Raw genomic sequence first — 25,698 nt, 5'->3', positions numbered from 1 at the left:
TTGGAATAAATACGTATTGTGATAGCTAGACAAATGGATGAAAGTTTTAGAGTAATTTAGTTGATAGTTGGAGTTAAGCCTTTAACTAAAAAATCGACCAAATGATCTATTTCCTTTTTCTCATTCCATTTTGGTGATTTAAATAAGAAGTAATGTTGTGCAATATAACCAAAGATATTCGAAAAAATAAATCTGAATATTTCTACGTTATCCCACTCAATCAACTGTTGATCTGATTTCAACTTATCAAATGAGTTATTGATATTAGTAATATATTCACGTGGCATCTCAGCAACCATATCTTGTCTGATTTTTTCATCGTAAATAAATTCATTAGCAAATATTTTAATTACATCGATATTTTCCATGAAGAATTCTAGGCGGTTGCGTACCAGCACATTAATAAAGTCTTGCAAATTAGAATGGTCATATTGTTGGTCGGTTGTGGATAATTCAACTAGTACTTCAGGTAATATGACACGTGAAATGGGTTTGAGTATTGCTAGCAACAAGTCTTCTTTATTATTGAAACGTTTGAATAGACTACCCTCAGAAACACCAGCTCCACTAGCTATTTCTTTAGTGCTAGTATCCTTATATCCTTTTTGAGCAAAAAGTTTGATTGCAGATCGGAAAATTTTCATCTGCTTATCTGTCATGTTACTGGTTTCAGGAGATTCTTTATAAACTTCAATTAGATTTTTCATTATTAACCTCATTTTACATATTAGTACAATTATAAGATAGTAATATCGAAAAAGCTGGTACAAAATTTTCTTTGCGCCAGCTTCATCAAGGGTATACTAAAATTCACTTAAAAAAATTACGCATGTTTGACACTGTGACCGTCACCATTACGATAACCAAGATATAATTGGGTGGCAGCAATCACAATGTTGACATAATTCAAGACATTGAACCAAGTCTCGATATTACCAACTCTGGTAGCTGCATAGAAAGTCCAAAATCCTGCAATGACTGCAACTACATTGACCCAGCCTAGAGTTTTTTGCAATTGTTTGTCGTCACGTTTATTCCACATCCAAATAAGGTTAATTATGAACCAAACGGCCAAAATCCAAAATATTGTTGTAAACATGATATATCACTCCTCATCTATAAACTTAATCATTATCAGAAAGTGAGCACTCACTATCTGATTACAAAATTCATTATAGTTCGGTAATTTTAAAAGTCAATGGGTGTAATAAAAAAACTTCGAAGCAAATTCGCTTCGAAGTTTTTATTGATCATTTTCATCTTCAACAATATGTTCTTTGGTCTGATTAAAAATAGTAATTATATGCTGATCACTTAAACGATAATGAATATTTCGCCCATGTCGAACGCTTGAAACTAGATTTAATTGGCGCAAGAGGCTCAATTGATGGGATATTGAAGATTGACTCATATCTAAAGTGTCAGCTATTTCGCCAACGCTTAAAGGTGTTTTGGCCAATGCCAGAATGATTTTAACACGTGTCATATCACCGAACGCCTTAAATATACCTACTATTGATTCTAATTCTTCATTAGCTGGCATCGATTCTTTTAGATGGTTTAGAGCATTTTGATGTTCTTGCTCTGGAAAATCTGCTGCTGACATTAGTTCACCTTTTTCTCAAGAAATCATTGAAATTCTATATAGGATATATTATATTATACATGAAGTATGAATGAATGCTCATATATTCATATAAACGCTTACATTACTGAGAGGAGGACGTTTATAATGAAATTATATAATGTCCAATCCGAATATGGAGTTAAAAATAAACAAAAAAAGTCTAAAAATAAATTGGATCAAGAATCTATTGTAAGAATTTGGAAACTAATTATTTCGGCCATATTTATGATTATTGGATTCAGTAAATTATTGGCACCAAATATTAGTATCTTATTTTACTTTATCGGCTACTTTGTCATTGGTGGCGGAATTGTATTTAAAGCTGTTAGAAACATTTTTCACGGTAAAATATTTGATGAGAATTTCTTAATGACTATTGCTACTGTCGGAGCACTTGTATTAGGCGAGTATCCTGAAGCTGTTGCTGTAATGTTTTTTTACGAAGTAGGTAACTTGTTCGAAGATATTGCTACAAATAATTCTAAGAGATCAATCTCAGCACTACTAGAGGTCAAGCCAAACTTTGCGACTTTGAAGTTGTCTGACAAAACTAAGCATGTTGATCCTAGTGTGGTTCAAATAGGACAAGTGATCGTCGTTAAACCAGGTGAAAAGATCCCTTTAGATGGAGTAGTTATTGCGGGAAACTCAAATGTTGATACATCAGCTTTAACAGGTGAGTCAATGCCACAAAGTTTGACGATAGATGATGAAGCATTGAGTGGATCTATCAACCAAAATGGTACTTTAGAAATAAAAGTAACTAAAAAATACAGTGATTCTACAGTAGTCAAAATTTTGGATATGGTTCAAAATGCGAGTGCCAAAAAGGCTCCTGCAGAGAAGTTCATTACTCGATTCGCAAAGATATATACACCTATTGTTGTTGCTATGGCATTAATGTTGGCAATATTACCACCATTGGTCACTGGTGAATGGAGTATGTGGATTTCTAGAGCATTAGTATTCCTAGTTATTTCTTGTCCATGTGCATTGGTTATATCTGTACCACTAAGTTTCTTTGGTGGGATTGGAGCTGCTTCAAAGCAAGGCGTCTTGGTTAAAGGCAGCAGTTATTTGGAGTTGTTAAATGATGTAGATACAATTGCTTTTGATAAAACGGGTACTTTGACTAAGGGTAAATTTGAAGTGATCGACGTTGCTCCAATAAAGAGTATTAGTAAGCAAGAATTATTGAGCTATGCTGCTGCTGTAGAGCAGAATTCGACCCATCCCATTGCACAGTCAATTGAGAAATCCTTCAAGGGTGATTTACGATCACTTGTTGTTAGCAATGTTAATGAAAGTGCTGGGCAAGGAATAAGCGCAACTGTAAATGGCAAGATGATCGTGGTTGGCAATGCCAAATCAATGCGTGGAATTGATATTATCAAAAATGATAATATCGGGACAATCGTATACGTTAGTGCTGATAATGAATTCATGGGAAGTATTGTCATTGCAGATGAACCTAAAGATGATGCTAAATCAGCGATAGAACTATTACATAAACGTGGAATTAAGAGCGTTATGTTAACCGGTGACAATGAGTCTGTTGGCTTACAAACTGCAAATAAATTGGGCCTTGATCAAGCCTTTACTCAATTATTACCTGAAGATAAAGTCAATATAGTAGCTGACTTATTAAAGAAATCTAGAGAACGCAACAAGAAAGTCGCCTTTGTCGGTGATGGTATTAATGACACGCCAGTTTTAACCAGTGCAGATATTGGATTTGCTATGGGAGGACTTGGAAGTGATGCAGCTGTTGAGGCTGCCGATATTGTTATCATGGGTGATGAACCATCCAAAGTATCTAAAACTATAAAAATAGCTCAAGTAACTAGGAAAATAGTGATGGAGAATATCAGCTTTGCCATCGGTATCAAGGTATTGTTCTTAATTCTTGGTGCATTTGGATTTGTGGGCATGTGGCAAGCGGTATTTGCCGATGTTGGTGTCACCGTTATAGCGGTGCTAAATGCTGTTAGACTAGAGTTTCTAAAGTAAAACTTAATAGGTGATTGGAGTGTGTAGGGACAGTTGATCTGTCCTTTTTGTTTATAATTAATTTTAACGGATAAAATTAATATATTGCTATTTGGATATTTGATAATGTATATATGTATTATAATAATGTAATGATATACTGTTTAATTAAATCTTTATCAAAGGAGAAACATATGATAACAGGTACTTTATATCAGAATATTGCAGCGGATATCAAGAAGAATATTCTGTCGAATAAATATGAAATTGGAACATTGATCCCTACTGAAAATGAACTAGAAGATATGTATAAAGTTAGTAAAATAACGATACGAAAAGCAGTTGAGTTACTTGTTTCTGAAGGATATTTGGAGAAAAAAAGTGGTATTGGTACTAAGGTGATCAGTAATAATCTTTTCAATAAATTGTCTAAAGCAAGATCTTTCTCGTCAATTGTTAATGATCATGGCGACTTGACCAAAGAAATTTTACAAATCAAATTAGTCGATCCAGCTGGGACACCATTTGAAGAATCGCAACAAAAAGTCTTGTATATTAAACGCTTATATTCACTTGATAAAGAGCCGTTCATTATCTTTGAACATTATCTTCCCAATGTTGGCATTCAAGATGAATTAAAGGATTTACGTCATAAATCTCTGTATAAAATTTTAAAGGATAGCGGACAAGATATTTATAATTTCAAAGATGATTTTAGAGCAGTAAAGCTTGGTGATGATGACAAAAAAATACTTGGAACAACTGATGAATTGGCAATTAAACGGATACGCAAGGGCTTTGATAGGTTTGAAAATGTCATTGAATATTCTGTAGCACTTTATGATACTAATAGGTTTCCATATGAAATTGAATACGAAATATAATTTCGTATTAAGCGTTTACATTATAATGTTATGATGTTATGATGTAATCGAATTGAGGAGGGTTATATGGATAATTTTGTTAATATGCTTAACGCAAAGGTTTTACCAATTGCCAATAAAATGGGAACACAACGCCACATGACAGCTATTCGTAAGGGAATAATCTCAACACTACCACTTACTATCGTGGGATCGTTCTTTACGATTATCAATAATATACCAATTGAGTCAGTAGCCAATTTCCTTGCACCATATAAGGAAATTTTGGATATACCATTCAGATACACTGTTGGTATTCTGGCCTTATATGCAACTTTTGGGATTGCTTCTTCACTGGCCGAAAGTTACAAGTTAGATAAACTCACCAATGGTATGTTAGCTGTTTTAGCATTCTTAGTTTCCACAGCAGCACCCGTACACGTATTAAAAAATGTTAATGGAGTGATCGATGCCGGTCGATATATTAATATCGCTAATCTAAGTGCGTCATCACTCTTCGCATCAATCGTTACTGGACTCTTGACCGTTGAAATTTATCGATTCTTAAAAAATAAGAATATTACGATCAAGATGCCAGATGGAGTTCCACCAGAAGTATCTAATTCATTTGTTGCATTAATTCCAGCAGCAGTAATATTGTTTTTCTTTTGGATAGTAAGATACATCTTTGATTTTGATATTGCATCATTTCTAAGCACTATCTTAATGCCATTGAAGGGTATATTGGTTGGAAACAGTCTATTCGGTGGACTATTGACAATCTTCCTTATTACAGGATTTTGGACATTAGGTATTCATGGTGCAGCTATAATGGATCCAATCGTTCGTCCATTTTGGGAAATGTCAATTGCACAAAACATGAGTGAATTCGCTGGTGGAACGAGTGCACATCACCTTTCAACAATCTTTACAGAACAATTCTTACAATGGTTCATCTGGATCGGTGGTGCCGGTGGTACTTTGGCACTTGTCATTTTGTTCATGTTCTCTAAGTCAGCGTATATAAAGGATTTGGGTAAATTAGCAATACTACCTGGATTATTCAATATCAACGAACCTATTGTTTTCGGTGCACCTATCGTTATGAACCCAATATTAGGTATTCCGTTCATTGTCGCACCATTAGTTACAGGTACACTTTCATATATCTTAACTATTACTGGAGTCGTCCCAATGATGATGGCTCGATTGCCGTTCACTGTACCGGGTCCACTGGGAGCATTTATCAGTACAAACTGGAGTATTCCAGCGCTGATTTTAACTTGTGTCAATTTCCTAATTGACCTAGCAATCTATTACCCATTCTTTAAGGTATTTGAAAAACAACAGTTGGCTAAGGAGTAAAAATTATGTATTACATGATTGGATTGGCAGGATTCTTCTTATTAAGTGAAGTTTTGGTTCAAAAGAAAATCATGCCCAAATTTCTAAAAAACATTTCAGCTGGTAAAACAATTCTAAGATCGTTACTGATTTTGTTAGTTGTCGCAGCAATAGGAATGTTACTTAAAATTACAGCCGTATTAGTGATTTTAGCAACAATTTATCTAGCAACAGTCATCTCGAATAAATATTTGAACGTTTTTTCAGATATGGAAGGCGGTAAAAAAGTATGACAAAGAGAACCTTAGGAGTCTCAGTTTATCCCGACCACAGTAATGTTGATGAGGATAAAGCATATTTACTTAAAGCGTCTCAACATGGATTTTCTAGAATATTTATGAGTATGCTTGAAGTTAGTGGTGGAAAAGAAGCAGTCATAGAAAAGTATCGTGATTTAATTTCTTATGCCAAAAAGCTCGGGTATACGATAACACTAGATGTTGCCCCTAGCATATTTGATCAACTAGGGATATCGTATCAGGATTTGAGTTTCTTCTCTGAATTAGGTGCAGACGGTATCAGGTTGGATGAAGGATTTGACGGTCGCAAGGAAGCTATGATCTCATACAATCAACAGCAATTAAATATTGAATTGAATATGAGTAATGATGTCGATTATTTGAACAATATCTTATCCTATTGCGCTAATGAACCTTTCATTTACGGCTGTCACAACTTTTATCCACAACGTGGAACAGGACTACCACTTGATTTTTTCAATTCCTGTTCACGTCGTTTCAAAGAAAAAGGAATTCAAACCGCTGCCTTTATTACATCGCAAGTCGGTAAAATTGGACCTTGGAGTATTAATGATGGTCTACCAACATTAGAGATGCACAGAGATCTGCCAATAGAATTACAGGCTAAGCACTTATTTGCCACTGGATTGATCGATTGTGTGATTATTGGTAACGCCTATGCTTCGGATGAAGAATTGGACAGATTGGGCAATTTGAATAGATATCAAGTTACCTTTGATGTGAAACTTTGTGATTGTATCCATAAGGTTGAAAAAGAAATTTTATTGGATAACCAACATGTCAGACGTGGTGATATTACCAATCTAGTGGTTCGATCAACTGAAGTGCGTAAAAAGTATAAGGCAGAGAAGAACCCTAAAAATGATTGCTCACATGAATTCAAACGTGGTGACATTGTCATTGGTAACGATGAATTCGGGAAATATAAAAATGAGTTACAGATTGTTCTACAAGCTCATAGTGATGAAAGAAAGAATAAAGTCGCAGAAATATCTGACCAAGAGCTATTTTTATTAGACTACATAACTCCATGGGCTAAGTTTAAATTGGAGGAAATTTAATAATGGCCGATTTATACATAAAGAATGGACTGAATGAATATTTAGAACCAATCGAATTGTTGATTACAAATGGAAAAATTGAACGTGTTAGTTCCAAGATAAGAAACGTTGTGGCAGACAAAACAATTGACCTGGAACGACAATCGATCGTTTCTGCGGGCTGGATTGATGATCATGTACATTGTTATGAAAAATTAACACTGTATTATGATGATCCAGACGAAGATGGATATAAAACCGGCGTTACGACTGTCATTGATGCGGGGTCAACCGGAGCCAATAATATCAAGGACTTTTACACACGTACCCGTGACAAGCTGACTAACGTTTACGCTATGATCAATATTTCTGAGACTGGTATTTTAGCACAAGATGAGCTGGGGGATATGCGAAGATTGAATCTTCAAAAACTGCAAGCAGCAGTCGATGAATATCCTGATTTTATCGTTGGAATTAAGGCAAGAATCAGTAAGTCTGTCGTGGTCTCAAACGGTATCAATCCACTGGTTGAAGCAAAGTACTTCCAAATGAAGCTCAATAAACATCTACCACTAATGGTTCACGTGGGTACTAATCCTCCTGAATTGTCAGAGATAATGACAATTATGGATAAAGGCGACATTATGACACACTGCTTTAACGGCAAAACAAATGGTATTTTGGATGAAAATGACAATATCAAGGACTTTGTCCAAGATGGCTATGAGCATGGCATTATTTTCGATGTTGGACATGGGACTGATAGCTTTAACTTCCACACAGCTGAGATTGCTAAACAATATAAGTTATATCCCGAAACTTTGAGTACTGATATTTATCATCATAATCGAGAAGATGGGCCAGTTTATGATATGTCCACTTGTATTGAGAAGTTACTATTACTGGGATATAAAATTTCAGAGATAATCCCAATGATAACAAGTCGTCCCGCCAAGAACTTTGGTTTATCGAGAAAAGGGTTATTGAAGTCTGGATATGATGCCGATGTGACAATATTTGATATCAAACATGGACGTAAGGAATTAACGGATTCAAATGGTAATACAAGAATTACTGATACACTTGTCAAACCGAAGTACAGTATTGTCGGCGGTAATGTGTATTCAATTGGAGGAATCTAAATGGATGTATATGAAAAGTACAATTTGAGACACGTAATTAATGCGGATGGGAAAATGACCATTCTTGGAGTTTCAAAAGTGTCTGACAAAGTCGCTGAGGCACAAAAGATTGGTGGACAAAATTTCTTTGAAATGTCTGATTTGGTTGTACAAACTGGAAAATATATTGCCAAACTTGTTGGTTCATAAGATGCTCTGATAGTTAATTCAGCGTCAGCTGGTATTGCTCAAGTAATAGCCGGAATCATTGGTCAAGGTGATATGTATCATGTATATCATCCTTATACTACAAGAATCACTAAGCGCGAAGTAATCCTTCCAATGGGACATGACGTCGATTACGGTGCACCAGTAGATGTGATGCTTGGTGTTGCTGGGGCAAAGATGATCCCGGCTGGATATGCCAACATGTGTACTCCAGAACATATTGAAATGCAAATTACTGAACAGACAGCTGCAATTTTATATATCAAGAGTCATCATACTGTGCAAAAGAGTATGTTATCAATTCCAGATGCAATAAAGGTTGCCCACAAGCACGATTTACCTTTAGTTTTAGATGCTGCCGCTGAGGAAGATCTAACCAAGTATCTACAAATGGGTGTTGATGCAGTGATATATAGCGGTGCCAAGTCGATTGAGGGTCCTGCTTCAGGTGTCGTTTTTGGTAAAGAAAAATATATCAGTTGGGCCAGGATACAAAGCAAAGGCATGGGACGTGCGATGAAGATTGGTAAAGAAAATATCATTGGACTTACTAGTGCAATCGAGCAGTATCTAGATGAAGGACCTGAAAATGGTCAGCAGATGATAAAACGCTTGGAACCGTTTGTTGAAAAACTCCAATCTATTGGTTTGGATGTAAAAATTGTTCAAGATGGTGCAGGTAGAGATATTTATCGAGCAAGTGTCAAAACTGATAAGGCAGAGCAAATATGTGAGCAGTTACGTAACGGCGATATAGCTATCTACGCACGCGAGTATCGTGTCAATGTTGGTATTATCGAATTTGATATTAGATCAGTTGATGATGTTGAAATGGATCAAATTATTATAAGAATGAAAGAAATTATGGAGGCTCTATAATGGACTTGAAACCTAATTATTTAGATAACGGAATATGCTTAAATGTACTAGCTAATTCAGTGGAGAATGCTAAGGAATGTTACGACGCAGCACAAGGACATGTAGTTCTTGGTGTATTAACAAAGAACTATCCAACAGATGAAGCAGCTATTTCAGATATGCTTAAATATAAAGAAGTGATCCATAACGCCGTTTCAGTTGGTCTTGGTGCTGGAGATCCTAATCAAAGTGGCATGGTTGCTAGAGTTTCCAAAGAAGTTCAACCACAACACGTTAACCAAGTATTTACTGGAGTTGGAGCTAGTCGTGCATTGTTAGGTCAAGATGAAACAATTATTAATGGATTGGTTTCACCTACAGGCAAAGTTGGATTTGTAAACATTGCTACTGGTCCATTGAGCAGTCAATCAACAGAAACACAAGTTCCTATAGAGTCTGCCATTGCACTATTGAAAGATATGGGTGGCTCATCGATCAAGTATTTCCCAATGAAGGGACTAGCACATATTGAAGAATTCAAAGCCGTTGCTAAAGCTTGTGCAGAGAATGACTTTGACCTTGAACCAACTGGTGGTATTGACTTAGATAACTTTGAGGAAATAGTATCAATTGCCAAAAGTGCTGGAGTTAAACGTGTTATTCCTCATGTTTATAGCTCTATCATTGATAAATCAACTGGAGATACTAGACCAAGTGATGTTGCTAAATTGTATGAAATCATCAAGAAGTTTTAGAGGTCAAGTCGATGAAAATTTTGGCTTTTGGTGAAGTAATGCTACGTTATACCGTACCAGAGCACATGCTCTTAGAGCAGAGTGACACGGTACTTATGTCAACAGTTGGAACTGGAGTTAACCTACTAGGCAGCTTATCCCATTTGGGATATGAGACGGGTATGATTACTCAAGTTCCTGATAATTCTTTGGGTAAGAAGGCTGTAGCTGATTTAAGGAAATTGGGTATAGATGATAGTTTAGTTGGTTACACTAATGGATATTTGGGAAGCTTTTTCGTTGAATTGGGTCACGGATCAAGACCACAACGCGTTACCTATCAAGATAGATTATCTAGTTCGTTTTGTATTACGGGTCCAGATGAATATGACTTTAATTCCGCACTTGAAGGAGTGGATTATGTTCATATCTGTGGAATTGCTTTGAGTTTAACTAAAGAAACTAGATCTGCTGCACTAGAGTTAGCCAAAGTAGCGCACAAAAAAGGTGTTAAAGTTTGTTTTGACTTTAATTATCGTATGGGTCTAAATGAAAACAATAGTCATCAAATGATGAAGGAACTTTATCAAGAGATGCTTGAATATGTTGATATTGCGTTTGGAAGTAAGCGTGATTTAACTGATTTGTTGGATTATGCAGAGATAAAGGAATCCGATTTATATGCCAAATTTTCAGCTGATTATGATATAGAATATTTTGCAGGTAGTAATCGTAAAAGTGATGAGCATAAAAGATATTTCCAAGGGTTCATAGCGCATAATGGTCAATTGTATAAGTCAAAATTGCGAGAGGTAAAGGTTCTAGATCGCATTGGTAGCGGAGATGCATTTGCTAGTGGCGTTATAACGGGGTTGATCGAAAACTGGAAATATGAAGATACGTTGAGATTTGCAGTTGCTAACTCAGTACTTACACAAGAGTCTTTGAATGATACACCGCTATTTGATAAGGAAGATATTTTTGATTATCTAGCTTGTGATGGTAAAAATGAATTGATCAGATGATTGATATGAAGTAGCCGGTATTTACGTTGGTAAATAGCGGTTATTTTGTTTAGATCAGAATCCAATATGTTGATACAACTCAAATCTTCAATTAATTTTCCATTTATTAAAAATATGGGTTAGTATATAAAAGAGTTAATTATGCAAGTATAAGGATGTTTCATTAATGAAAAGATTTAATAAAATATATATTTTACAGTTCATTTTTATAATATTATCAGCCTTCATTATGGGGTTGGTGATTGATTATTCACAAACAGGGTCACTATCATTCGCCTTTACCAACGCTACTTCAACATTCCCGGGAATGTATCTGGTCACAGTTCTAGTACTATTTTTCATATATATTGGTTTATTTGGGATTATCAATCGTTTCTTCTATTCAACGGCGTTATTTTATGTCGTTTTTTTGATTTTCTCTATTGCCAATAGATTGAAAGTTATTTATCGTACTGAACCGATCTTACCAAGTGACTTGATGTTCTTGAGCAATATCAAAGAGCTTTTGACAATGATCAGTTTGAAATTGGTTATTGAAGTAGCAATCGTATTAATAATCGGAATTGGTATTTGTATCTTTTTGGAACATAGATTTGGTAAATATTTACTTAGAATGAAATGGCAAACTAGAATTGTCTTCTTATTATTAGCTGTTTTGAGTTTAGGGAGTTTCTATTCTGCTAATGATGAGGGATCCTTGACTAATAAGTTTTTAACAAAAGCAGGACGTTCTGATTTCACTGCTAATTTGATTTGGGAAACTAACAGCAATGGTCCACTGATTACTTTCTTGACTAATGTACGAGTCAATGTGATGGATGAACCAAAAGGATACAGTCAAAGTAAGATTGATTCAATTGTTAAAAAGTATAAAAAAGAAGCCGAGAGTATTAATAAGAATCGGCCTAATAGCAATATTAATAAACAGACTTTGATTTATGTTCTGAGTGAAAGCTTCTCAGATCCTAGTAGAGTTCCTAACGTTAAAGTTAATACCGACTCTATGCCTAATATTCGTAATATCAAAGCAAACACTACATCTGGTTTGATGCTCAGTTCAGGCTACGGTGGTGGTACGGCTAATATGGAATATATGACCTTCACTGGCTTGGCATATAATCAATTTTCCAAGTCCCTACAGTCACCATACGTTCAACTAGTGCAGAAACAAACTAACCCAGAGAATATCACCAATCAGTTTGATACTAAATCAGCAATACATCCTTACATTGGTAATTTCTATAGCCGAGCTAGTGTATATAAGAAGTTTGGTTTTCAAACTTTCAGAAATATCAATACTACTGGGGATTTAGCACTTCAATATACTGATACAGCTGACGGTGGTCAATATGTGAGTGATGAGTCGTCTTATAAAAATGTCCTTTGGCAGGTCGATCATGTTAAAGATGGTCAGTTTATAAGTCTAGTAACTATGCAAAATCATATGCCTTATACTAATAAGTATAAGAATAGTAACTTCAAAGTTAGTGGTTCAGGTGCTGGGAAAAATACGAAACAAGTTGAGAATTTCTCAAAGGGAATCAGTTTGACCGATACCTCGACTAAGGAATTTCTAAGTAAGCTGGACAGTATTAAAAAGCCCATTACAGTTGTTTGGTATGGGGATCATTTACCTGGTATTTATGATGGTAATAGTATGGAGAAGTATAACGTTGCGCAACATGAGACTGACTACTTTATCTATAGTAATAAATATGCTATAAACCATGGTTATGGAACTAAGAAAATAAGTAAGAATACTAAGATTACCGATCCCAATGGATTCATAGCTTTGGCATATAAACAAATGGGCCAAAAAGTAACGCCATTTTATGCGATGTTAACAAAGATTCAAGAAGATGAACCGGCTATGGCCAAAAGTACAGTTGGGAATTCTGAGAGTTTATACGTTAACAAAAAGACTGGCAAGAGTATTTCATATCAGGATTTAACTAAGAAGCAAAAGAAATTGATGAAGGATTATAAATTGATCCAATATGATCTAACTGCTGGCAAAGGTTATAGTACAAAAGCAGGATTTACAAAATAATTTAAAAAGTGTGACAGAACACATAAGTTTTCGTGTATTGTACGAAGACTTGTGTTCTGTCACACTTTTTTTCTGACTATATATAATAGGAATAAAATATCATAATATAATTATTTATGTCTCAAATAATGATTAAAATTCGTATATTGGGTTAAAAATTGTTAAAATATAAAGTAAGGCTAATTAATAATTAGGACTAAATCTAAATCAAATCTAGGGAGGCTTATAATGTTTTATGATCAGAATAAAAATGACGTTTTAGATGAATTAAAAACAAATCGTCATGAAGGATTGACGGACAAAGACGCACAACTACGGCTTAGTAAGTATGGGAAAAATGAAATCCAACAAGAGCCTCCCACACCTATCTGGAAAATTTTAATAGATTCATTCAAGGAACCACTAGTAATAATTCTTTTGCTAGCGGTTTTGTTATCTTTGATAAGTGGGATATATGATCTGTCAGGTGGCAATGTGAAACATGCAATGTCCTCTTTTTATGAAGCAATCGCAATTTTGATCCTGATTTTTATAAATAGTGGACTATCAGTTTGGCAAACTATGAATGCCAGAAAATCTCTTGATAGTTTAAGGGAGATGAACAATCACCAAGCTTCAGTATTACGTGATAACAATTGGAACAAAATAAAAGTTGATCAGTTGGTGCCAGGTGATATTATCAGCGCCAAAACTGGAGATTTTATTGAAGCTGATGTGAGATGGATAAAGGTTTCGGAGTTACAAGTTTTAGAGGCACATTTAACAGGTGAGTCAGATCCAATCACTAAGATAGTTGAAGAATTACCCGAAAAGACCGATTTGGGTGACCGTAAAAATATGGGATACTCCGGTTCAACTGTTACTAACGGAAACGGATATGCTGTGGTAACTGCCACAGGGATGGATACTGAGCTTGGTAAAATTGCGGAATTATTGAATGATGACGATAATCAAAAGACTCCCATCGAGAAAACTGTCGATGATCTTACACATAAATTGATGTTTGTAGCGATTGGAGTAGTGTTATTTACCTTAGTTGCTGGATCCCTTAAGACATGGTTAGTTACAGGAACCTTCTCATTTACTAGTTTTGCGGCAATATTATCAACTGCAATCGCTCTTGCTGTAGCGGCAATACCAGATGCACTACCAGCAGTGTTATCGATTGTTTTAACAATTGGAGCGACTTCGTTAACTAAAAGTAAAGGCTTAATTAAGTCATTGAATAGTGTTGAAACGCTCGGATCTACTACCTTTATTGCTTCAGATAAAACTGGGACATTAACAAAGAATGAGATGACCGTAACAAAGTTCTTTACTAAAGGAATTGAATTCGATGTTGAAGGTAGAGGATATAATCCATTAGGTGAAATAACTCCTAAGGATAAAGTGGAATTGGCAAAGCCATTTGTTATTGCGAGTATTTTGAACAATGAGGCCAATATCTCAAAGGATGAAAATGATAATTATGTTCCCTTTGGTAATCCAACCGACGTTGCTTTAGTCGTATTAGGGTTGAAGATGAATTTGAATCGACATGAATTGCTCAATCAAAAATCAGTAGAGGACTATGATATTTTACGTATTTTCCCATTCGACAGTACTAGAAAAATGATGAGTGTGGTAATTAAGAATGGCGACACGTTTAAAGTATTGGTTAAAGGTGCTCCCGATGTTTTATTGAGAAAAGCGGTAATGACAGATGAAAATAAAGCCTTTGAAGAAAAGGTCAACGAATTTGCACAATCAGCACTTCGTACTCTGGCAGTTGGTGAAAGAGTTATTTCTGAAGATGAAGCAATGAACTTACCAATGGAACAATTAGAAGTAAATATTGATTTGTTGGGATTGGCAGGCATTATTGATCCACCACGTGAGGAAGTTAGAAAGTCAGTAGAGACGCTACATAACGCCTCGATAAATGTAGTAATGATCACCGGGGATCATGCAAAAACAGCTCAAGCTATCGCTATTAAGTTGGGAATAATTGCGGATACCACTGCGCCAGTAATGGAAGGTAAACAAATTGATCAATTATCAGATGATCAATTGTATGACGAGGTTGAAAATCTAAGGGTTTATGCCAGAGTATCTCCAGAACACAAACAAAGAATCATTAAACAATTGCAACGACATGGTGAAGTGGTTGCGATGACAGGTGATGGAGTTAATGATGCACCAGCGTTACGAACGGCGGATATTGGTGTAGCAATGGGAATCAACGGTACAGACGTTACAAAAGATTCAGCTGATTTGATATTACTGGATGATAAATTTACAACAATAGAACATTCTGTTGAAGCCGGTAGAACGATTTTTACTAATATAAAAAACTTCATGAGACATGAACTGACAACTAACGTTGCCGAAGTTCTCTCGTTGATGTTTGGTTTACTTCTCATTACACGAGATATTGGTAATGTTTCTAGTAATACACCGACTTTAACGGCTCTAATGGTTCTGTGGGTCAATATGGTGAGTGATGCACTGCCATCATTTGCGTTGGGGTACGATGTTCCCGAATCGGATATTATGAACGATCCACCTCGTGATACGAATAAATCAATTCTCTCTGACGGGATGTTGAGTCGAATTATTGTGCGAGGAGTAACCATGGGATTAGTCGTATTTATCGCCTTTGTATTGGCTGCCAGAAGTGGTATGCAAGTTAGAGAAGTCCAAACAGTAGCATTCTTGACCTTGGTATTTGGCCAATTGTGGAATGTATTCGATGCACGCAGTTCCAAAACGCTATTCAATCGGAATCCGTTCAGTAATTCCAAATTGATTATTGCAGTATCGTTCTCTGCATTAAGTTCATTGTTTGTTACTATGTCTCCGTTCTTTAATGAAGTTATGGGAACGGCGAGGTTAAGTAATGTGGTTTACTTAATGGTAATATTTATTCCTGCAATTCCAGTATTTGTAATTTCTGGAATTAAATATATTTACCAATTAAAAACGTTTTCATGATAACACCCCTTAAAATTACCCTAGTAATAGGAGTAAACTATTATTGTTACTTTACTATTTAGGGGATGAAAGAGACGTTTTGAAGTTAAAAGGTTTTTTATACATAATAATACCGATGTTCTTATTCAGTTCTATGGAAATTGCTTTGAAAATTGCTGGTGGTCAATTCAATCCAGTTGAATTGAATTTTATTAGATTCTTGTTTGGTGGATTGGCATTATCGCCATTTGCAATTCTTCATCTCAGAAAGAATAATATTAAAATGTCACTAGGTGATTATGCTCGATGTGCATTAACAGGTTTTGTTATTGTCGTTGTCAGCATGACACTATATCAGTTGTCTATTCAAGTTACACAAGCTTCAGTGATTGCCATTATTTTGAGTGCGAACCCAATCTTTGGTTTGATCATTGGATTCATATTTTTACATGAGAAACTATCAAGAACCAATGTTTTTGCATTAGTTCTAACACTAGTAGGATTGTTAATAATTATTAATCCGTTCCATTTGTCAAATCCTGCCGGAATAATCTTAGGATTATTATCATCGATAATTTTCGGTGTTTATGGCGTTATGTCACGTGTCAATGGAAGTAAGATTGGGATCAATGGATTGTCTATGACCTGCTTTGCATTCTTATTTGGTGCATTGGAATTAGGTGCTTTGATGTTGTTAAGTCATACACCGATAGCACAAAATTTACCAGCCCATTATAGCGAGTTTGTAAATATACCGTTCTTTAAGGGTATAACGCTACAAACATTGCCATTGATCTTGTATATTTCAATATTAGTTACAGGAGTTGCGTTTGGTTTGTATTTTGTATCAATGGAAGAAGTTGGAATTGTCCAAGCTTCATTGATCTTCTTGATCAAACCAGCACTAGCCCCAGTTTTGTCACTATTTATTCTAGGCGAGGCTATCAGTGGACGTACTATTATTGGGATCGTAGTGATTCTATTTGGTTCCTTAATTACTCTTGTAGGTGAGAAGATTGCTTATCAGGTAATAGCGTTAGTACGACGTCAAACTAATTGATTGATATAGCAGTTAAACCTGTTATACTTTCGTTGTAATAAAAAGCGAGCCCCACTGGCTTGCTTTTAAGAACCATTCGCCAAGACGGTGGTTTTATCATACAAAAGTAACCGCATGACTCTCCAAAGTCAAAATCAGCGGTTATTTTTTTCGGTTAAATTTCAGAATTTCAATAACTAACGACGCAAAAGCAATCATTAGAATGGAGTTTTTAGTACCATTTTTTAAATAAATTTTGATAGAATTTTACACATGATTTTGTAAATGTTAAGAATTGATATGGCATAAGAATCTTGTTATACTTTCGGTGTAATAAAAAAAGCAAGCCCCACTGGCTTGCTGTGAAGAATCGGCCGCCTAGGCGGTGACCGTATCACGAAAAGATGACCGCGTGACTTGGTGAAGTCTTGATCAGCGGTTATTTTTTTCGGTTAAATTTCAGAATTTCAATAACTAACAATGCAAAAGCAATCATTAGCGATAAAGCTTGAAAGACCGTCATGTCCATCCTCACTGGAGGGACACTCAATAACGCGAAATTCCATAGGAATCACTCCTTAATACAGATAATTAATTAGTTAGCCACCGTCTGAACTTCCGATGAATAATATTCTACAGAAGTGGATAATTATATCCTAATGGTAGCCTGTGAGATAGTATTGTTTATTGATATAATTCTTAATTAATAAACTTATCTAATGATTCTATTACGTTAGATTTGAATGCAATCAGTATCATAAAAGTATGATGTTTAAAAATTGAAAAAACAAAGTAACCTTGTTATACTTTCGGTGTAATAAAAAAGCAAGCCCCACTGGCTTGCTGTGAAGAATCGGCCGCCAAGGCGGTGGTTTTATCATACGAAAAAGTAACCGCATGACTGTCCAAAGTCAAAATCAGCGGTTATTTTTTTCGGTTAAATTTCAGAATTTCAATAACTAACAACGCAAAAGCAATCATTAGAGATAACACTTGAAAGACCGTCATGTCCACCCTCACTGAAGGGACACTCAATAACGCGAAATTCCATAGGCATCACTCCTTAATATAATTAATTAATTAGTTAGCCACCGTCTGAACTTCCGATGAATAATATTCTACAGAAGTGAATTCTTATATCCTAATGGTAGCCTGTGAAATAGTATTGTTTATTGATATAATTTTTAATTGTTTATTTAATAACCCTCCCCATACATATGTTACAAAGAAAAGCCGAAATTATTTAGCTTTTTTACTTTTATTATTATCTAGTTATTAAAACTAGATTGAATAGTATTTAGAATTATGATAAATTGTATTAGTAATTATAAAGAGGTGCCTTTTAATGGATGAATTAAAGAAATGGTTAGATAATTTAGAAGAATTCAAGTTACCACGTTGGGCAGATTTGCCTGAGTTGGATTTATATCGAGATCAATTATTAACCTTAATAGATAAATATCTCGGTCCCATCTGGTTGGATGATGGTCCGATAGTGACAGCGTCAATGGTCAATAACTATGTTAAAAATGGACTTTTACCACATCCAGTCAAAAAAAGATATACCAGAGAACATTTGGCATATTTGATTGCCATCACATTCTTGAAGCAAGTTGTTTCTATTAATGAGATTGAAGAGGGCATTGAATTAATGACCAAACTAAATGGTGGGATTGATAATGCCTTTGACTTTTTCTGTGAGAAACAAGAGATGGCTTTAAAAATGATCAACCATCGGGCTGAAGAACAAAAATTGTCACAGGGTAATGATTCATCCGAGTATCTAATGGTTGAGATGGTAACAATTTCTTTTGCATCAAAATGGGTAACTAAGAAGATATTGTTGCTGGATAATGAGAATTCCTCAAAGGAAAAGAGTGAAGAAAAATGACAGAACGTATTGCTATATTAATGGACTCTTGTTGCGATATTCCTGAGGAATATTTACAAAAGGCTGGCGTTTATGAATTGCCACTACAGATTATTTATAAAGATAAAACATATAAGGATCGAATAGATATTACAGCGATTGAAGTCTATAACAACCTAGATAAAGAGATACCAAAGACGTCGCTTCCAAGTGGTGAGTGTATTACTGATATGTTGGATAAGATACACAATGATGGATATGACCATATTATTTCAATATCTGTTTCATCTGGACTTAGTGGAACATACAACTTCTTGAAGGTATTGCTTGAAGATGATGACAGATTCACCTTTACAGCTTTTGATACCAAGCAAGTTGCCGTTGCCGCAGGATTGATTGGTGTTGGAGCCAAGGATATGGTCGATGCTGGTAAGAGTTATGAAGAGGTAGCCTTAGGTGTTAAAAAAATGATCAATAACACGGTGGTTTATTTCTGTATCCCAACTCTAGAATACTTACGTGCCGGTGGTCGTATTGGATTGGTAACATCAGTTGTTGGTAATATGTTGAAGCTTGCTCCAATTATTACTTGTAACGATGAAGGTATCTATACAACTGCTGCTAAGGCTCGTGGGATGAAAAAGGGACAGAAGTTAATGCTTGATTTTGTTAACAAGTTTGTCGATGGACACAAGGACTATTTATTGGCGGTAGGTCATGGTGCCGATGAAGTCGCAGGTAAAAGAATGGTCGACTTACTTGGTGAAGATAATATTAAAGGTAGTAAACAATTCTTCGGCCAAGTCGGACCGGCACTTGGTGTTCATACTGGCCCTGGGTTAGTAGGGGTTGGAGTTGTTTTACTGGATTAGAAATATTTACTTAATCCTACAATTATGTAGAAAAAATGCTCTATAACCATCAAGGTTATAAAGCATTTTTTTTCGTCCAATTAATTTTTTAGTAACAAAGTATTGACTTCGTAATAAAAAGAAAGTAATATAGTTCGCATGCCAACTATTCGTATGCGAACTAACATATGAAAATTATGGAGGGATTATATGATTGATCCACGAGAAACAATTATTTTTCAAGTTAGGAATCTGCATTTGAAGTTGGATCGCTACGTAAAAAGCGAATATCCGATTTTTCATGAGGGCAAAGGTCCCATGTCAAAAACTCAAAGTATGGCCATTGGTTTCTTCTATCGTAATAAAAACAAAGAAGTTTTCCAAAAGGATCTTGAAGAAGCAATGTCTATCAGTAAATCCACCGCTAGTGGACTAGTAAGTCGCATGGTCAAAAACGGCATGGTGGAGCGAACACCTTCTGAGCATGATGCCAGATACAAACGTATCAGATTAACAAAAGAGACCATGTCAGAGATGAATAAGATAGATACTGCAGCCGACCACTTAGAGAATTCTTTAAAGCGGGATATTTCAGCCGAAGATTTAAAGGTATTTTTTAAAGTATTAAGAAAGATCCATGACAATGCTGAATAAGCATTTTATTTTTTAACGTATAGAAACGTGTACGAACTCGTACAAAGAGGAGTTGCCAATGTTTAAATTACTTAGCAGAATGAACAAAAAAGAATATGGCATGATGGTGATCAGTACAGCCTTCATTGTCATTCAAGTTTGGTTGGAATTGAGTATTCCAAGTTATATGTCCACAATTACTGAAAAAATTGAAACTAAAGGCTCGACTATTGGAGATATTATAGCACCTGGATTGATGATGCTATTGTTATCAGTTCTAAGTGTTCTAGTAGCCATTGTAACTGGCTACTTCGTCGCCAAGATTGCCGGTGGATTTACGGCTAGAGTGAGAAAAGACGTCTTCAATCAAGTCATGGATTATTCTACACAAGATATTAAGAACTTTTCAGTCTCAAGTTTACTAACACGTTCAACAAATGATATTACTCAGATCCAACAATTCGTTGCTATGGGTCTTCAAGTTATTATCAAAGCACCGATCACAGCAGTTTGGGCTATCACTAAAATTGCTGGTAAGGGATGGCAATGGACTACTGCCACAGCTGTTGCCGTCTTGATACTTTGTATAATGTTGACATTTATTCTGACCAAAGTTCAACCCAAATTCAAAATGGTCCAAAAGCTTACTGATAGATTGAATCTGGTTACACAAGAGAACTTATCAGGTGTCAGAGTAGTACATGCATACAATGCAGAAGAATATCAAAATGACAAGTTTAACAAAGCCAATGATGACTTAACTAATACGAACCTGTATGCAAACCGTGTCTTGGCATTAATGAATCCGGGAATGAGCTTCATTTCTAGTTCATTGACGCTAGCTGTATACGCTATTGGTGCCATTATTATTCAACAAGCAAGTGGAGCCCAAAGATTGTCGCTGTTCAGTGACATGATCGTGTTCTCATCATATGCTATTCAAGTTATCTTAGGATTCTTATTATTATCGATTATCTTTGTAATTCTTCCTCGTGTAACTGTATCTGCAGGAAGAATCAATGATGTGTTGGATATTGATCCTACAATTAAATTCAATAATGAAACAACCAAAGAACCAAGTGAGAAAGGTACTATTCAGTTTGAAAATGTAAGTTTCCAATATCCCGATGCTGAGATACCAGCTGTTGCTAAGCTATCATTTAAAGCACAAAAGGGTCAGACTATTGCGCTTATTGGCTCCACTGGTAGTGGTAAGAGTTCAGCCTTGAACCTTATTCCGCGTCTATATGATGCTACAGATGGTCAAGTATTAATTGATGGTGTCAATGTTAAAGATTATTCAGAAAAAGAACTAAATGATCGAATCGGATATATCCCACAAAAGGCTGTCTTATTTAGTGGCAGCATCAAGAGCAATATTGACTTTGGTGAGAGTTCTAACAAAGCTGATGATATAAGTGATTCAGATGCCTATGATGCACTAGAGATTGCACAATCACGTGATTTTGTTGAGGGAAAAGAAGATGGTTTAGAGTCTAATGTTGCTCAACATGGTGATAATTTCTCAGGTGGTCAGAAGCAAAGATTGGCGATTGCTCGTGCAATTGCTCGTCGACCAGAAATATTGTTGTTTGATGACTCATTTTCAGCACTAGATTATGAGACGGATAAAAAGTTACGTGATGACTTAAAAGAAAAAGATGCAGATACTACTAAGGTTATTGTTGCCCAACGTATCAGTACTATTATCGATGCTGATCAGATTATTGTTCTTGATAAAGGACAAGTTGTCGGTCAAGGAACTCACGAAGAGTTGCTCAAAGATAATGAAGTATATCAAGAAATCGCTTATTCACAACTATCAAAGGAGGAACTTGCCTAATGCGTAGAGCAAATACCAGAGATATCAATATCAAAGATGGCGTAGTAGAGTATGGTAGACCCTACATTGCACCAGTACTGTTTGCTGTAGTTTTCGCTGCACTAGGCAGTATTACTTCTATAATTGGACCCAGTCAATTGAGCAAGATCACTGATCTTATCACTAATGGATTGATGGGTAAAATAGACGTTGCTCAAGTACTTAAGATAACTATGATCATGGGAATTATTTACGTTGCTGGGGCAGTGATGTCATATGGTCAAGGATTCATAATGGCCACAGTAACTCAGAAGTTTACACAAAAACTAAGAAATAATATTGTTCACAAAATCAATAAATTACCACTGAACTACTTCGATACTCATAACGAAGGTGACACATTGAGTCGAGTTACTAATGACTTGGATACAATGGGACAATCATTGAACCAAAGTCTAGGTACATTGATATCATCTATCACTTTGTTTATCGGATGTGTCGTCATGATGCTTATCACAAATGTTGTTATGAGTATCACAGCGATTGTTTCAGTGTTGATAGGATTTGTACTGACTATTGTGATTATGAGTAGATCTCAAAAGTACTTCAATAGTCAACAGAACCGTTTGGCCGATATCTCAAGTTACACAGAAGAGATTTATTCAGGACACGCAGTCGTTAAGACTTCAAATTATGCCGATGATGCTAAAGAGAACTTTGATGGGATGAATAATAAATTGTACGATTCAGTTTGGAAATCACAATTTATGTCAGGTATCATGCAACCGTTGATGGGATTTGTTGGTAACTTTGGATATGTGATGGTCTGTATCGTCGGTGGAGTTATGGCAATTGACGGTAAGATCAGTATGGGTACTATCGTTGCCTTTATGATTTATGTACGTCTATTCTCACAACCTCTATCACAAATAGCTCAAGCTTTTGCCAGTTTACAATCAGCTCAAGCCGCAATGAAACGTGTCTTTGGATTCTTGGGAGAAGCAGAAGAAATAGATGATTCTGACAAGGATGTCGAAGTACCAAAAGTAACTGGTGATGTTGAATTTGACCATGTTAAATTTGGATATTTACCAGGTCAAACAATTATCAAAGATTTTACAGTTCATACTAAACCCGGACAAAAAGTTGCTATCGTTGGTCCTACAGGTTCAGGTAAGACAACGACAGTTAATCTTTTGATGAGATTCTATGATATGAATAGTGGAACGATTAAAATGGACGGCGTCGATATTGAAGATATGAAACGTTCTGACGTACGTGATCAATTCGATATGGTGCTTCAAGATGCATGGTTATTTGATGATACAGTAAGAAATAATCTAGTATATAACAAGAAAGATGTTTCCGAAGAACAAATTCAAAAAGCCATCAAGGCTGTTGGTATTGATCACTTTATCGATACCTTGCCAAAAGGACTCGATACAGTTTTAGATGATTCAATCAGTCTATCAGTCGGCCAAAAACAATTGATGACCATTGCTAGAGCATTGATCAAGAATTCACCAATGTTGATTCTTGACGAAGCCACAAGTTCAGTTGATACAAGAACCGAAGAACAAATCCAAAAAGCAATGGATCTATTGATGAAAGGTAGGACCTCATTTGTCATCGCCCATAGACTTTCTACTATTAAGAATGCTGATATTATCTTAGTAGTAAAAGATGGTGAGATTATTGAACGAGGTACACATGATGAGTTGATGGAAGTTAATGGATTTTATGCAAATATGTATAATAGCCAGTTCCAGGAGTAGAGCGTAAAAACACACGGGAATTTCCGAGCATTAGCACAAAAAATGGGGCCTTCACGAAAGTGAAGACCCTATTTTTAGCGCTAAGTGGAAGAAATTGTGTGTTTTTACGCGTTTGCGAAGCAAACAAGAAAAAGGATAAATTGTACAATCAAAAATGGGGCCTTCACGAAAGTGAAGACCCTATTTTTAGCGCTAAGTGGAAGAAATTGTGTGTTTTTACGCGTTTGCGAAGCAAACAAGAAAAAGGATAAATTGTACAATCAAAAATGGGGCCTTCACGAAAGTGAAGACCCCATTTTTAGCGCTAAGCGGAAGAAATTGTGTGTTTTTACGCGTTTGCGAAGCAAACAAGGAAAAGGATAAATTGTACAATCAAAAATTAAACATATAAACCATTAAGACTATTTTCCAAGAACTGAGCAATAAGCTTACCACCAGCCTTGGAAAAATGTGCATGATCACCACAATCAAACTCATCAGATAATTGAGTCTGCTCATCGTTACTAACAAAAGTTGCCAAATCAATAGAGTGCGGGATCTCAAGAATATAATTATTAATCTGTATTCGAATATTTTCCTTATCAGGATTCCAGGCAGCTATGCCATCAATGATAGATCCCTTAAATGGAGGAATCGTTAAACAAATCAACTTGATATTATTTTTTTGACATGTTTTTTCGATACCTTTTAGGCCAGCAATATATTCTTCGCCAGTTGGTAATTCTTTTAGAGGAGTTCCAGTTCCAGGTTGCATTAAGTCATTTGTCCCTTCTAGTAATACAATAGTATTTGGACAGAATTCATCAATCATTTTTTGGAAACGATCGATTCCGGCAGGGCCAAAACTGCTGGACCACTTGGAAGTACTATTACCCTTATGTAAAAGACGATTACCAGATATTCCATAATTAGCAGTAACAATATTCTCTTTGGACATCACCTTGGATAAGGCATCAGTAAAGGTCCCTTGATTGGTCAATGAATCTCCAAAAAAGGCCAGTTTTTCAATCAGGGAGCTGGTATCAGCTTGAATGGCAGATACACCGAAGAAGTAGCTTGTTTCGCCACTTTGGTAGTTGTCACAACTGATTATGTCGGATGAAATGGTCGATCCTAATGTGTGAATAGAACGGTTGAATGCGGTGATCTGTATTTTGAAGTAACTATTTTCCATCAGATGTACAGTAAGCCAATCACTCCAGATACTTTGCTTTGCGGCAATACTGAAGCTCGTTTTTTTATTATATTTGATGTCATAAGTCTTATCAGCGACAATGATCTTGATACTCTTTATCTCTAGTGGCAGTCTACCGTATTGGTTATTGACCAATATCCGTATCTTGTTAGTACTTATTGACTGGAATACGGTCATGGTTTGGGTTTTGTTATGATTGATACGCTTAATATTTGGGAAGTACGAGAATTCTTGAGTCCAGGTATTAACTATTGTCATGGTTGTCCTCCAGATAAAGTCATTCGATGATAAATTATTATTATTATTTTATATAATTCAGTTCAAATGATGTAATCATATGTTATAATCTTACTAGATTGTAG

At 35.6% G+C, this 25,698-nt stretch carries 22 protein-coding genes and 1 pseudogene; 17 read left to right on the top strand and 6 right to left on the bottom strand.

Translation table 11 applies throughout. The features are described 5' to 3' along the window. Positions 1–56 precede the first annotated feature (56 nt). The 3 genes from BTM29_RS01625 to BTM29_RS01615 all read right to left on the bottom strand — a co-directional run bounded on the left by BTM29_RS01625 (position 57) and on the right by BTM29_RS01615 (position 1,606). Entirely contained in the window at positions 57–707 is a 651-nt protein-coding gene (locus tag BTM29_RS01625; RefSeq protein ID WP_157886431.1) for a TetR/AcrR family transcriptional regulator, read from the bottom strand. 116 nt (positions 708–823) lie between these two features. Next, on the bottom strand, positions 824–1,099 hold the full coding sequence (locus BTM29_RS01620) for a hypothetical protein (protein WP_076613832.1): 276 nt from the start codon (positions 1,097–1,099) through the stop codon (positions 824–826). Between the two features lie 144 nt (positions 1,100–1,243). After that, positions 1,244–1,606 carry an ArsR/SmtB family transcription factor gene (locus tag BTM29_RS01615; protein ID WP_076613831.1) on the bottom strand — a complete coding sequence of 121 codons (363 nt, stop codon included), beginning with the start codon at positions 1,604–1,606 and terminating at the stop codon, positions 1,244–1,246. A 126-nt stretch (positions 1,607–1,732) separates the two neighbouring features. Between BTM29_RS01615 and BTM29_RS01610 the strand changes: the two genes are divergently transcribed. From BTM29_RS01610 to BTM29_RS01555, 12 genes and pseudogenes are all read left to right on the top strand, one after another. Beyond that, entirely contained in the window at positions 1,733–3,637 is a 1,905-nt protein-coding gene (locus BTM29_RS01610) for a heavy metal translocating P-type ATPase (protein WP_076613830.1), read from the top strand. Between the two features lie 173 nt (positions 3,638–3,810). Next, on the top strand, positions 3,811–4,500 hold the full coding sequence (locus tag BTM29_RS01605; protein WP_076613829.1) for a GntR family transcriptional regulator: 690 nt from the start codon (positions 3,811–3,813) through the stop codon (positions 4,498–4,500). 66 nt (positions 4,501–4,566) lie between these two features. Further along, positions 4,567–5,844 (top strand): PTS sugar transporter subunit IIC, encoded by a 1,278-nt coding sequence (locus BTM29_RS01600; protein WP_076613828.1) that lies wholly within the window; start codon positions 4,567–4,569, stop codon positions 5,842–5,844. Positions 5,845–5,849: 5 nt separating this feature from the next. Beyond that, complete coding sequence (locus tag BTM29_RS01595) at positions 5,850–6,116, top strand: hypothetical protein (protein WP_076613827.1); 267 nt, start codon at positions 5,850–5,852, stop codon at positions 6,114–6,116. After that, a complete protein-coding gene (locus tag BTM29_RS01590; RefSeq protein WP_076613826.1) occupies positions 6,113–7,204 on the top strand; it encodes a DUF871 domain-containing protein in 1,092 nt (363 codons plus the stop codon). Before BTM29_RS01595 ends, BTM29_RS01590 begins: the two co-directional genes overlap by 4 nt. Before the next feature lie 2 nt (positions 7,205–7,206). Beyond that, positions 7,207–8,325 carry an amidohydrolase/deacetylase family metallohydrolase gene (locus BTM29_RS01585; protein WP_076613825.1) on the top strand — a complete coding sequence of 373 codons (1,119 nt, stop codon included), beginning with the start codon at positions 7,207–7,209 and terminating at the stop codon, positions 8,323–8,325. Further along, positions 8,326–9,411 (top strand): annotated as a pseudogene (locus tag BTM29_RS01580) (DgaE family pyridoxal phosphate-dependent ammonia lyase). It abuts the gene before it with no gap. After that, complete coding sequence (dagF, locus tag BTM29_RS01575; RefSeq protein WP_076613824.1) at positions 9,411–10,145, top strand: 2-dehydro-3-deoxy-phosphogluconate aldolase; 735 nt, start codon at positions 9,411–9,413, stop codon at positions 10,143–10,145. Before BTM29_RS01580 ends, dagF begins: the two are co-directional and overlap by 1 nt. Before the next feature lie 11 nt (positions 10,146–10,156). Beyond that, positions 10,157–11,149, top strand: a complete 993-nt coding sequence (locus tag BTM29_RS01570; RefSeq protein WP_076613823.1) for a sugar kinase — start codon at positions 10,157–10,159, stop codon at positions 11,147–11,149. A gap of 166 nt (positions 11,150–11,315) precedes the next feature. Next, positions 11,316–13,199 (top strand): LTA synthase family protein, encoded by a 1,884-nt coding sequence (locus BTM29_RS01565; protein WP_076613822.1) that lies wholly within the window; start codon positions 11,316–11,318, stop codon positions 13,197–13,199. Between the two features lie 225 nt (positions 13,200–13,424). Next, a complete protein-coding gene (locus BTM29_RS01560; RefSeq protein ID WP_076613821.1) occupies positions 13,425–16,172 on the top strand; it encodes a cation-translocating P-type ATPase in 2,748 nt (915 codons plus the stop codon). A gap of 43 nt (positions 16,173–16,215) precedes the next feature. Continuing rightward, positions 16,216–17,211 carry a DMT family transporter gene (locus BTM29_RS01555; protein WP_076613820.1) on the top strand — a complete coding sequence of 332 codons (996 nt, stop codon included), beginning with the start codon at positions 16,216–16,218 and terminating at the stop codon, positions 17,209–17,211. Between the two features lie 418 nt (positions 17,212–17,629). Here the strand turns inward: BTM29_RS01555 and BTM29_RS12915 are convergent, their stop codons facing one another. Beyond that, on the bottom strand, positions 17,630–17,713 hold the full coding sequence (locus tag BTM29_RS12915; protein WP_225972236.1) for a putative holin-like toxin: 84 nt from the start codon (positions 17,711–17,713) through the stop codon (positions 17,630–17,632). Positions 17,714–18,114: 401 nt separating this feature from the next. Beyond that, entirely contained in the window at positions 18,115–18,198 is an 84-nt protein-coding gene (locus tag BTM29_RS13155; protein WP_353846882.1) for a putative holin-like toxin, read from the bottom strand. A 337-nt stretch (positions 18,199–18,535) separates the two neighbouring features. On the opposite strand from BTM29_RS13155, the gene BTM29_RS01550 reads away from it, so the two are divergent. From BTM29_RS01550 to BTM29_RS01530, 5 genes are all read left to right on the top strand, one after another. Continuing rightward, positions 18,536–19,081, top strand: coding sequence for a DUF1836 domain-containing protein (locus BTM29_RS01550; RefSeq protein WP_076613819.1), 546 nt, complete (start codon positions 18,536–18,538; stop codon positions 19,079–19,081). Beyond that, positions 19,078–19,932, top strand: a complete 855-nt coding sequence (locus tag BTM29_RS01545; protein WP_076613818.1) for a DegV family protein — start codon at positions 19,078–19,080, stop codon at positions 19,930–19,932. The genes BTM29_RS01550 and BTM29_RS01545 overlap by 4 nt, the downstream gene beginning before the upstream one ends. A 189-nt stretch (positions 19,933–20,121) precedes the next feature. After that, positions 20,122–20,565 (top strand): MarR family winged helix-turn-helix transcriptional regulator, encoded by a 444-nt coding sequence (locus tag BTM29_RS01540; RefSeq protein WP_076613817.1) that lies wholly within the window; start codon positions 20,122–20,124, stop codon positions 20,563–20,565. A 58-nt stretch (positions 20,566–20,623) separates the two neighbouring features. Beyond that, positions 20,624–22,387, top strand: a complete 1,764-nt coding sequence (locus tag BTM29_RS01535; protein WP_076613816.1) for an ABC transporter ATP-binding protein — start codon at positions 20,624–20,626, stop codon at positions 22,385–22,387. Next, positions 22,387–24,141 (top strand): ABC transporter ATP-binding protein, encoded by a 1,755-nt coding sequence (locus tag BTM29_RS01530; protein WP_076613815.1) that lies wholly within the window; start codon positions 22,387–22,389, stop codon positions 24,139–24,141. The genes BTM29_RS01535 and BTM29_RS01530 overlap by 1 nt, the downstream gene beginning before the upstream one ends. A gap of 379 nt (positions 24,142–24,520) precedes the next feature. Here the strand turns inward: BTM29_RS01530 and BTM29_RS01520 are convergent, their stop codons facing one another. Beyond that, complete coding sequence (locus tag BTM29_RS01520; protein ID WP_076613813.1) at positions 24,521–25,594, bottom strand: SGNH/GDSL hydrolase family protein; 1,074 nt, start codon at positions 25,592–25,594, stop codon at positions 24,521–24,523. Between the last annotated feature and the right edge of the window lie 104 nt (positions 25,595–25,698).

It is taken from the genome of Companilactobacillus allii (assembly GCF_001971585.1).
In the GTDB taxonomy this organism is placed as follows: domain Bacteria; phylum Bacillota; class Bacilli; order Lactobacillales; family Lactobacillaceae; genus Companilactobacillus; species Companilactobacillus allii.
This window is presented reverse-complemented; position numbering and strand designations above follow the sequence as displayed.

Coding starts and splice junctions, on each gene's coding strand:
- BTM29_RS01520 (WP_076613813.1), bottom strand. CDS start 25,594: ATGACAATAGTTAATACCTGGACTCAAGAATTCTCGTACTTCCCAAAT.
- BTM29_RS01585 (WP_076613825.1), top strand. CDS start 7,207: ATGGCCGATTTATACATAAAGAATGGACTGAATGAATATTTAGAACCA.
- BTM29_RS01620 (WP_076613832.1), bottom strand. CDS start 1,099: ATGTTTACAACAATATTTTGGATTTTGGCCGTTTGGTTCATAATTAAC.
- BTM29_RS01535 (WP_076613816.1), top strand. CDS start 20,624: ATGTTTAAATTACTTAGCAGAATGAACAAAAAAGAATATGGCATGATG.
- BTM29_RS01605 (WP_076613829.1), top strand. CDS start 3,811: ATGATAACAGGTACTTTATATCAGAATATTGCAGCGGATATCAAGAAG.
- BTM29_RS01595 (WP_076613827.1), top strand. CDS start 5,850: ATGTATTACATGATTGGATTGGCAGGATTCTTCTTATTAAGTGAAGTT.
- BTM29_RS01545 (WP_076613818.1), top strand. CDS start 19,078: ATGACAGAACGTATTGCTATATTAATGGACTCTTGTTGCGATATTCCT.
- BTM29_RS01530 (WP_076613815.1), top strand. CDS start 22,387: ATGCGTAGAGCAAATACCAGAGATATCAATATCAAAGATGGCGTAGTA.
- BTM29_RS01600 (WP_076613828.1), top strand. CDS start 4,567: ATGGATAATTTTGTTAATATGCTTAACGCAAAGGTTTTACCAATTGCC.
- BTM29_RS01550 (WP_076613819.1), top strand. CDS start 18,536: ATGGATGAATTAAAGAAATGGTTAGATAATTTAGAAGAATTCAAGTTA.
- BTM29_RS01610 (WP_076613830.1), top strand. CDS start 1,733: ATGAAATTATATAATGTCCAATCCGAATATGGAGTTAAAAATAAACAA.
- BTM29_RS01590 (WP_076613826.1), top strand. CDS start 6,113: ATGACAAAGAGAACCTTAGGAGTCTCAGTTTATCCCGACCACAGTAAT.
- BTM29_RS01565 (WP_076613822.1), top strand. CDS start 11,316: ATGAAAAGATTTAATAAAATATATATTTTACAGTTCATTTTTATAATA.
- BTM29_RS01570 (WP_076613823.1), top strand. CDS start 10,157: ATGAAAATTTTGGCTTTTGGTGAAGTAATGCTACGTTATACCGTACCA.
- dagF (WP_076613824.1), top strand. CDS start 9,411: ATGGACTTGAAACCTAATTATTTAGATAACGGAATATGCTTAAATGTA.
- BTM29_RS01625 (WP_157886431.1), bottom strand. CDS start 707: ATGAAAAATCTAATTGAAGTTTATAAAGAATCTCCTGAAACCAGTAAC.
- BTM29_RS12915 (WP_225972236.1), bottom strand. CDS start 17,713: ATGACGGTCTTTCAAGCTTTATCGCTAATGATTGCTTTTGCATTGTTA.
- BTM29_RS13155 (WP_353846882.1), bottom strand. CDS start 18,198: ATGACGGTCTTTCAAGTGTTATCTCTAATGATTGCTTTTGCGTTGTTA.
- BTM29_RS01540 (WP_076613817.1), top strand. CDS start 20,122: ATGATTGATCCACGAGAAACAATTATTTTTCAAGTTAGGAATCTGCAT.
- BTM29_RS01615 (WP_076613831.1), bottom strand. CDS start 1,606: ATGTCAGCAGCAGATTTTCCAGAGCAAGAACATCAAAATGCTCTAAAC.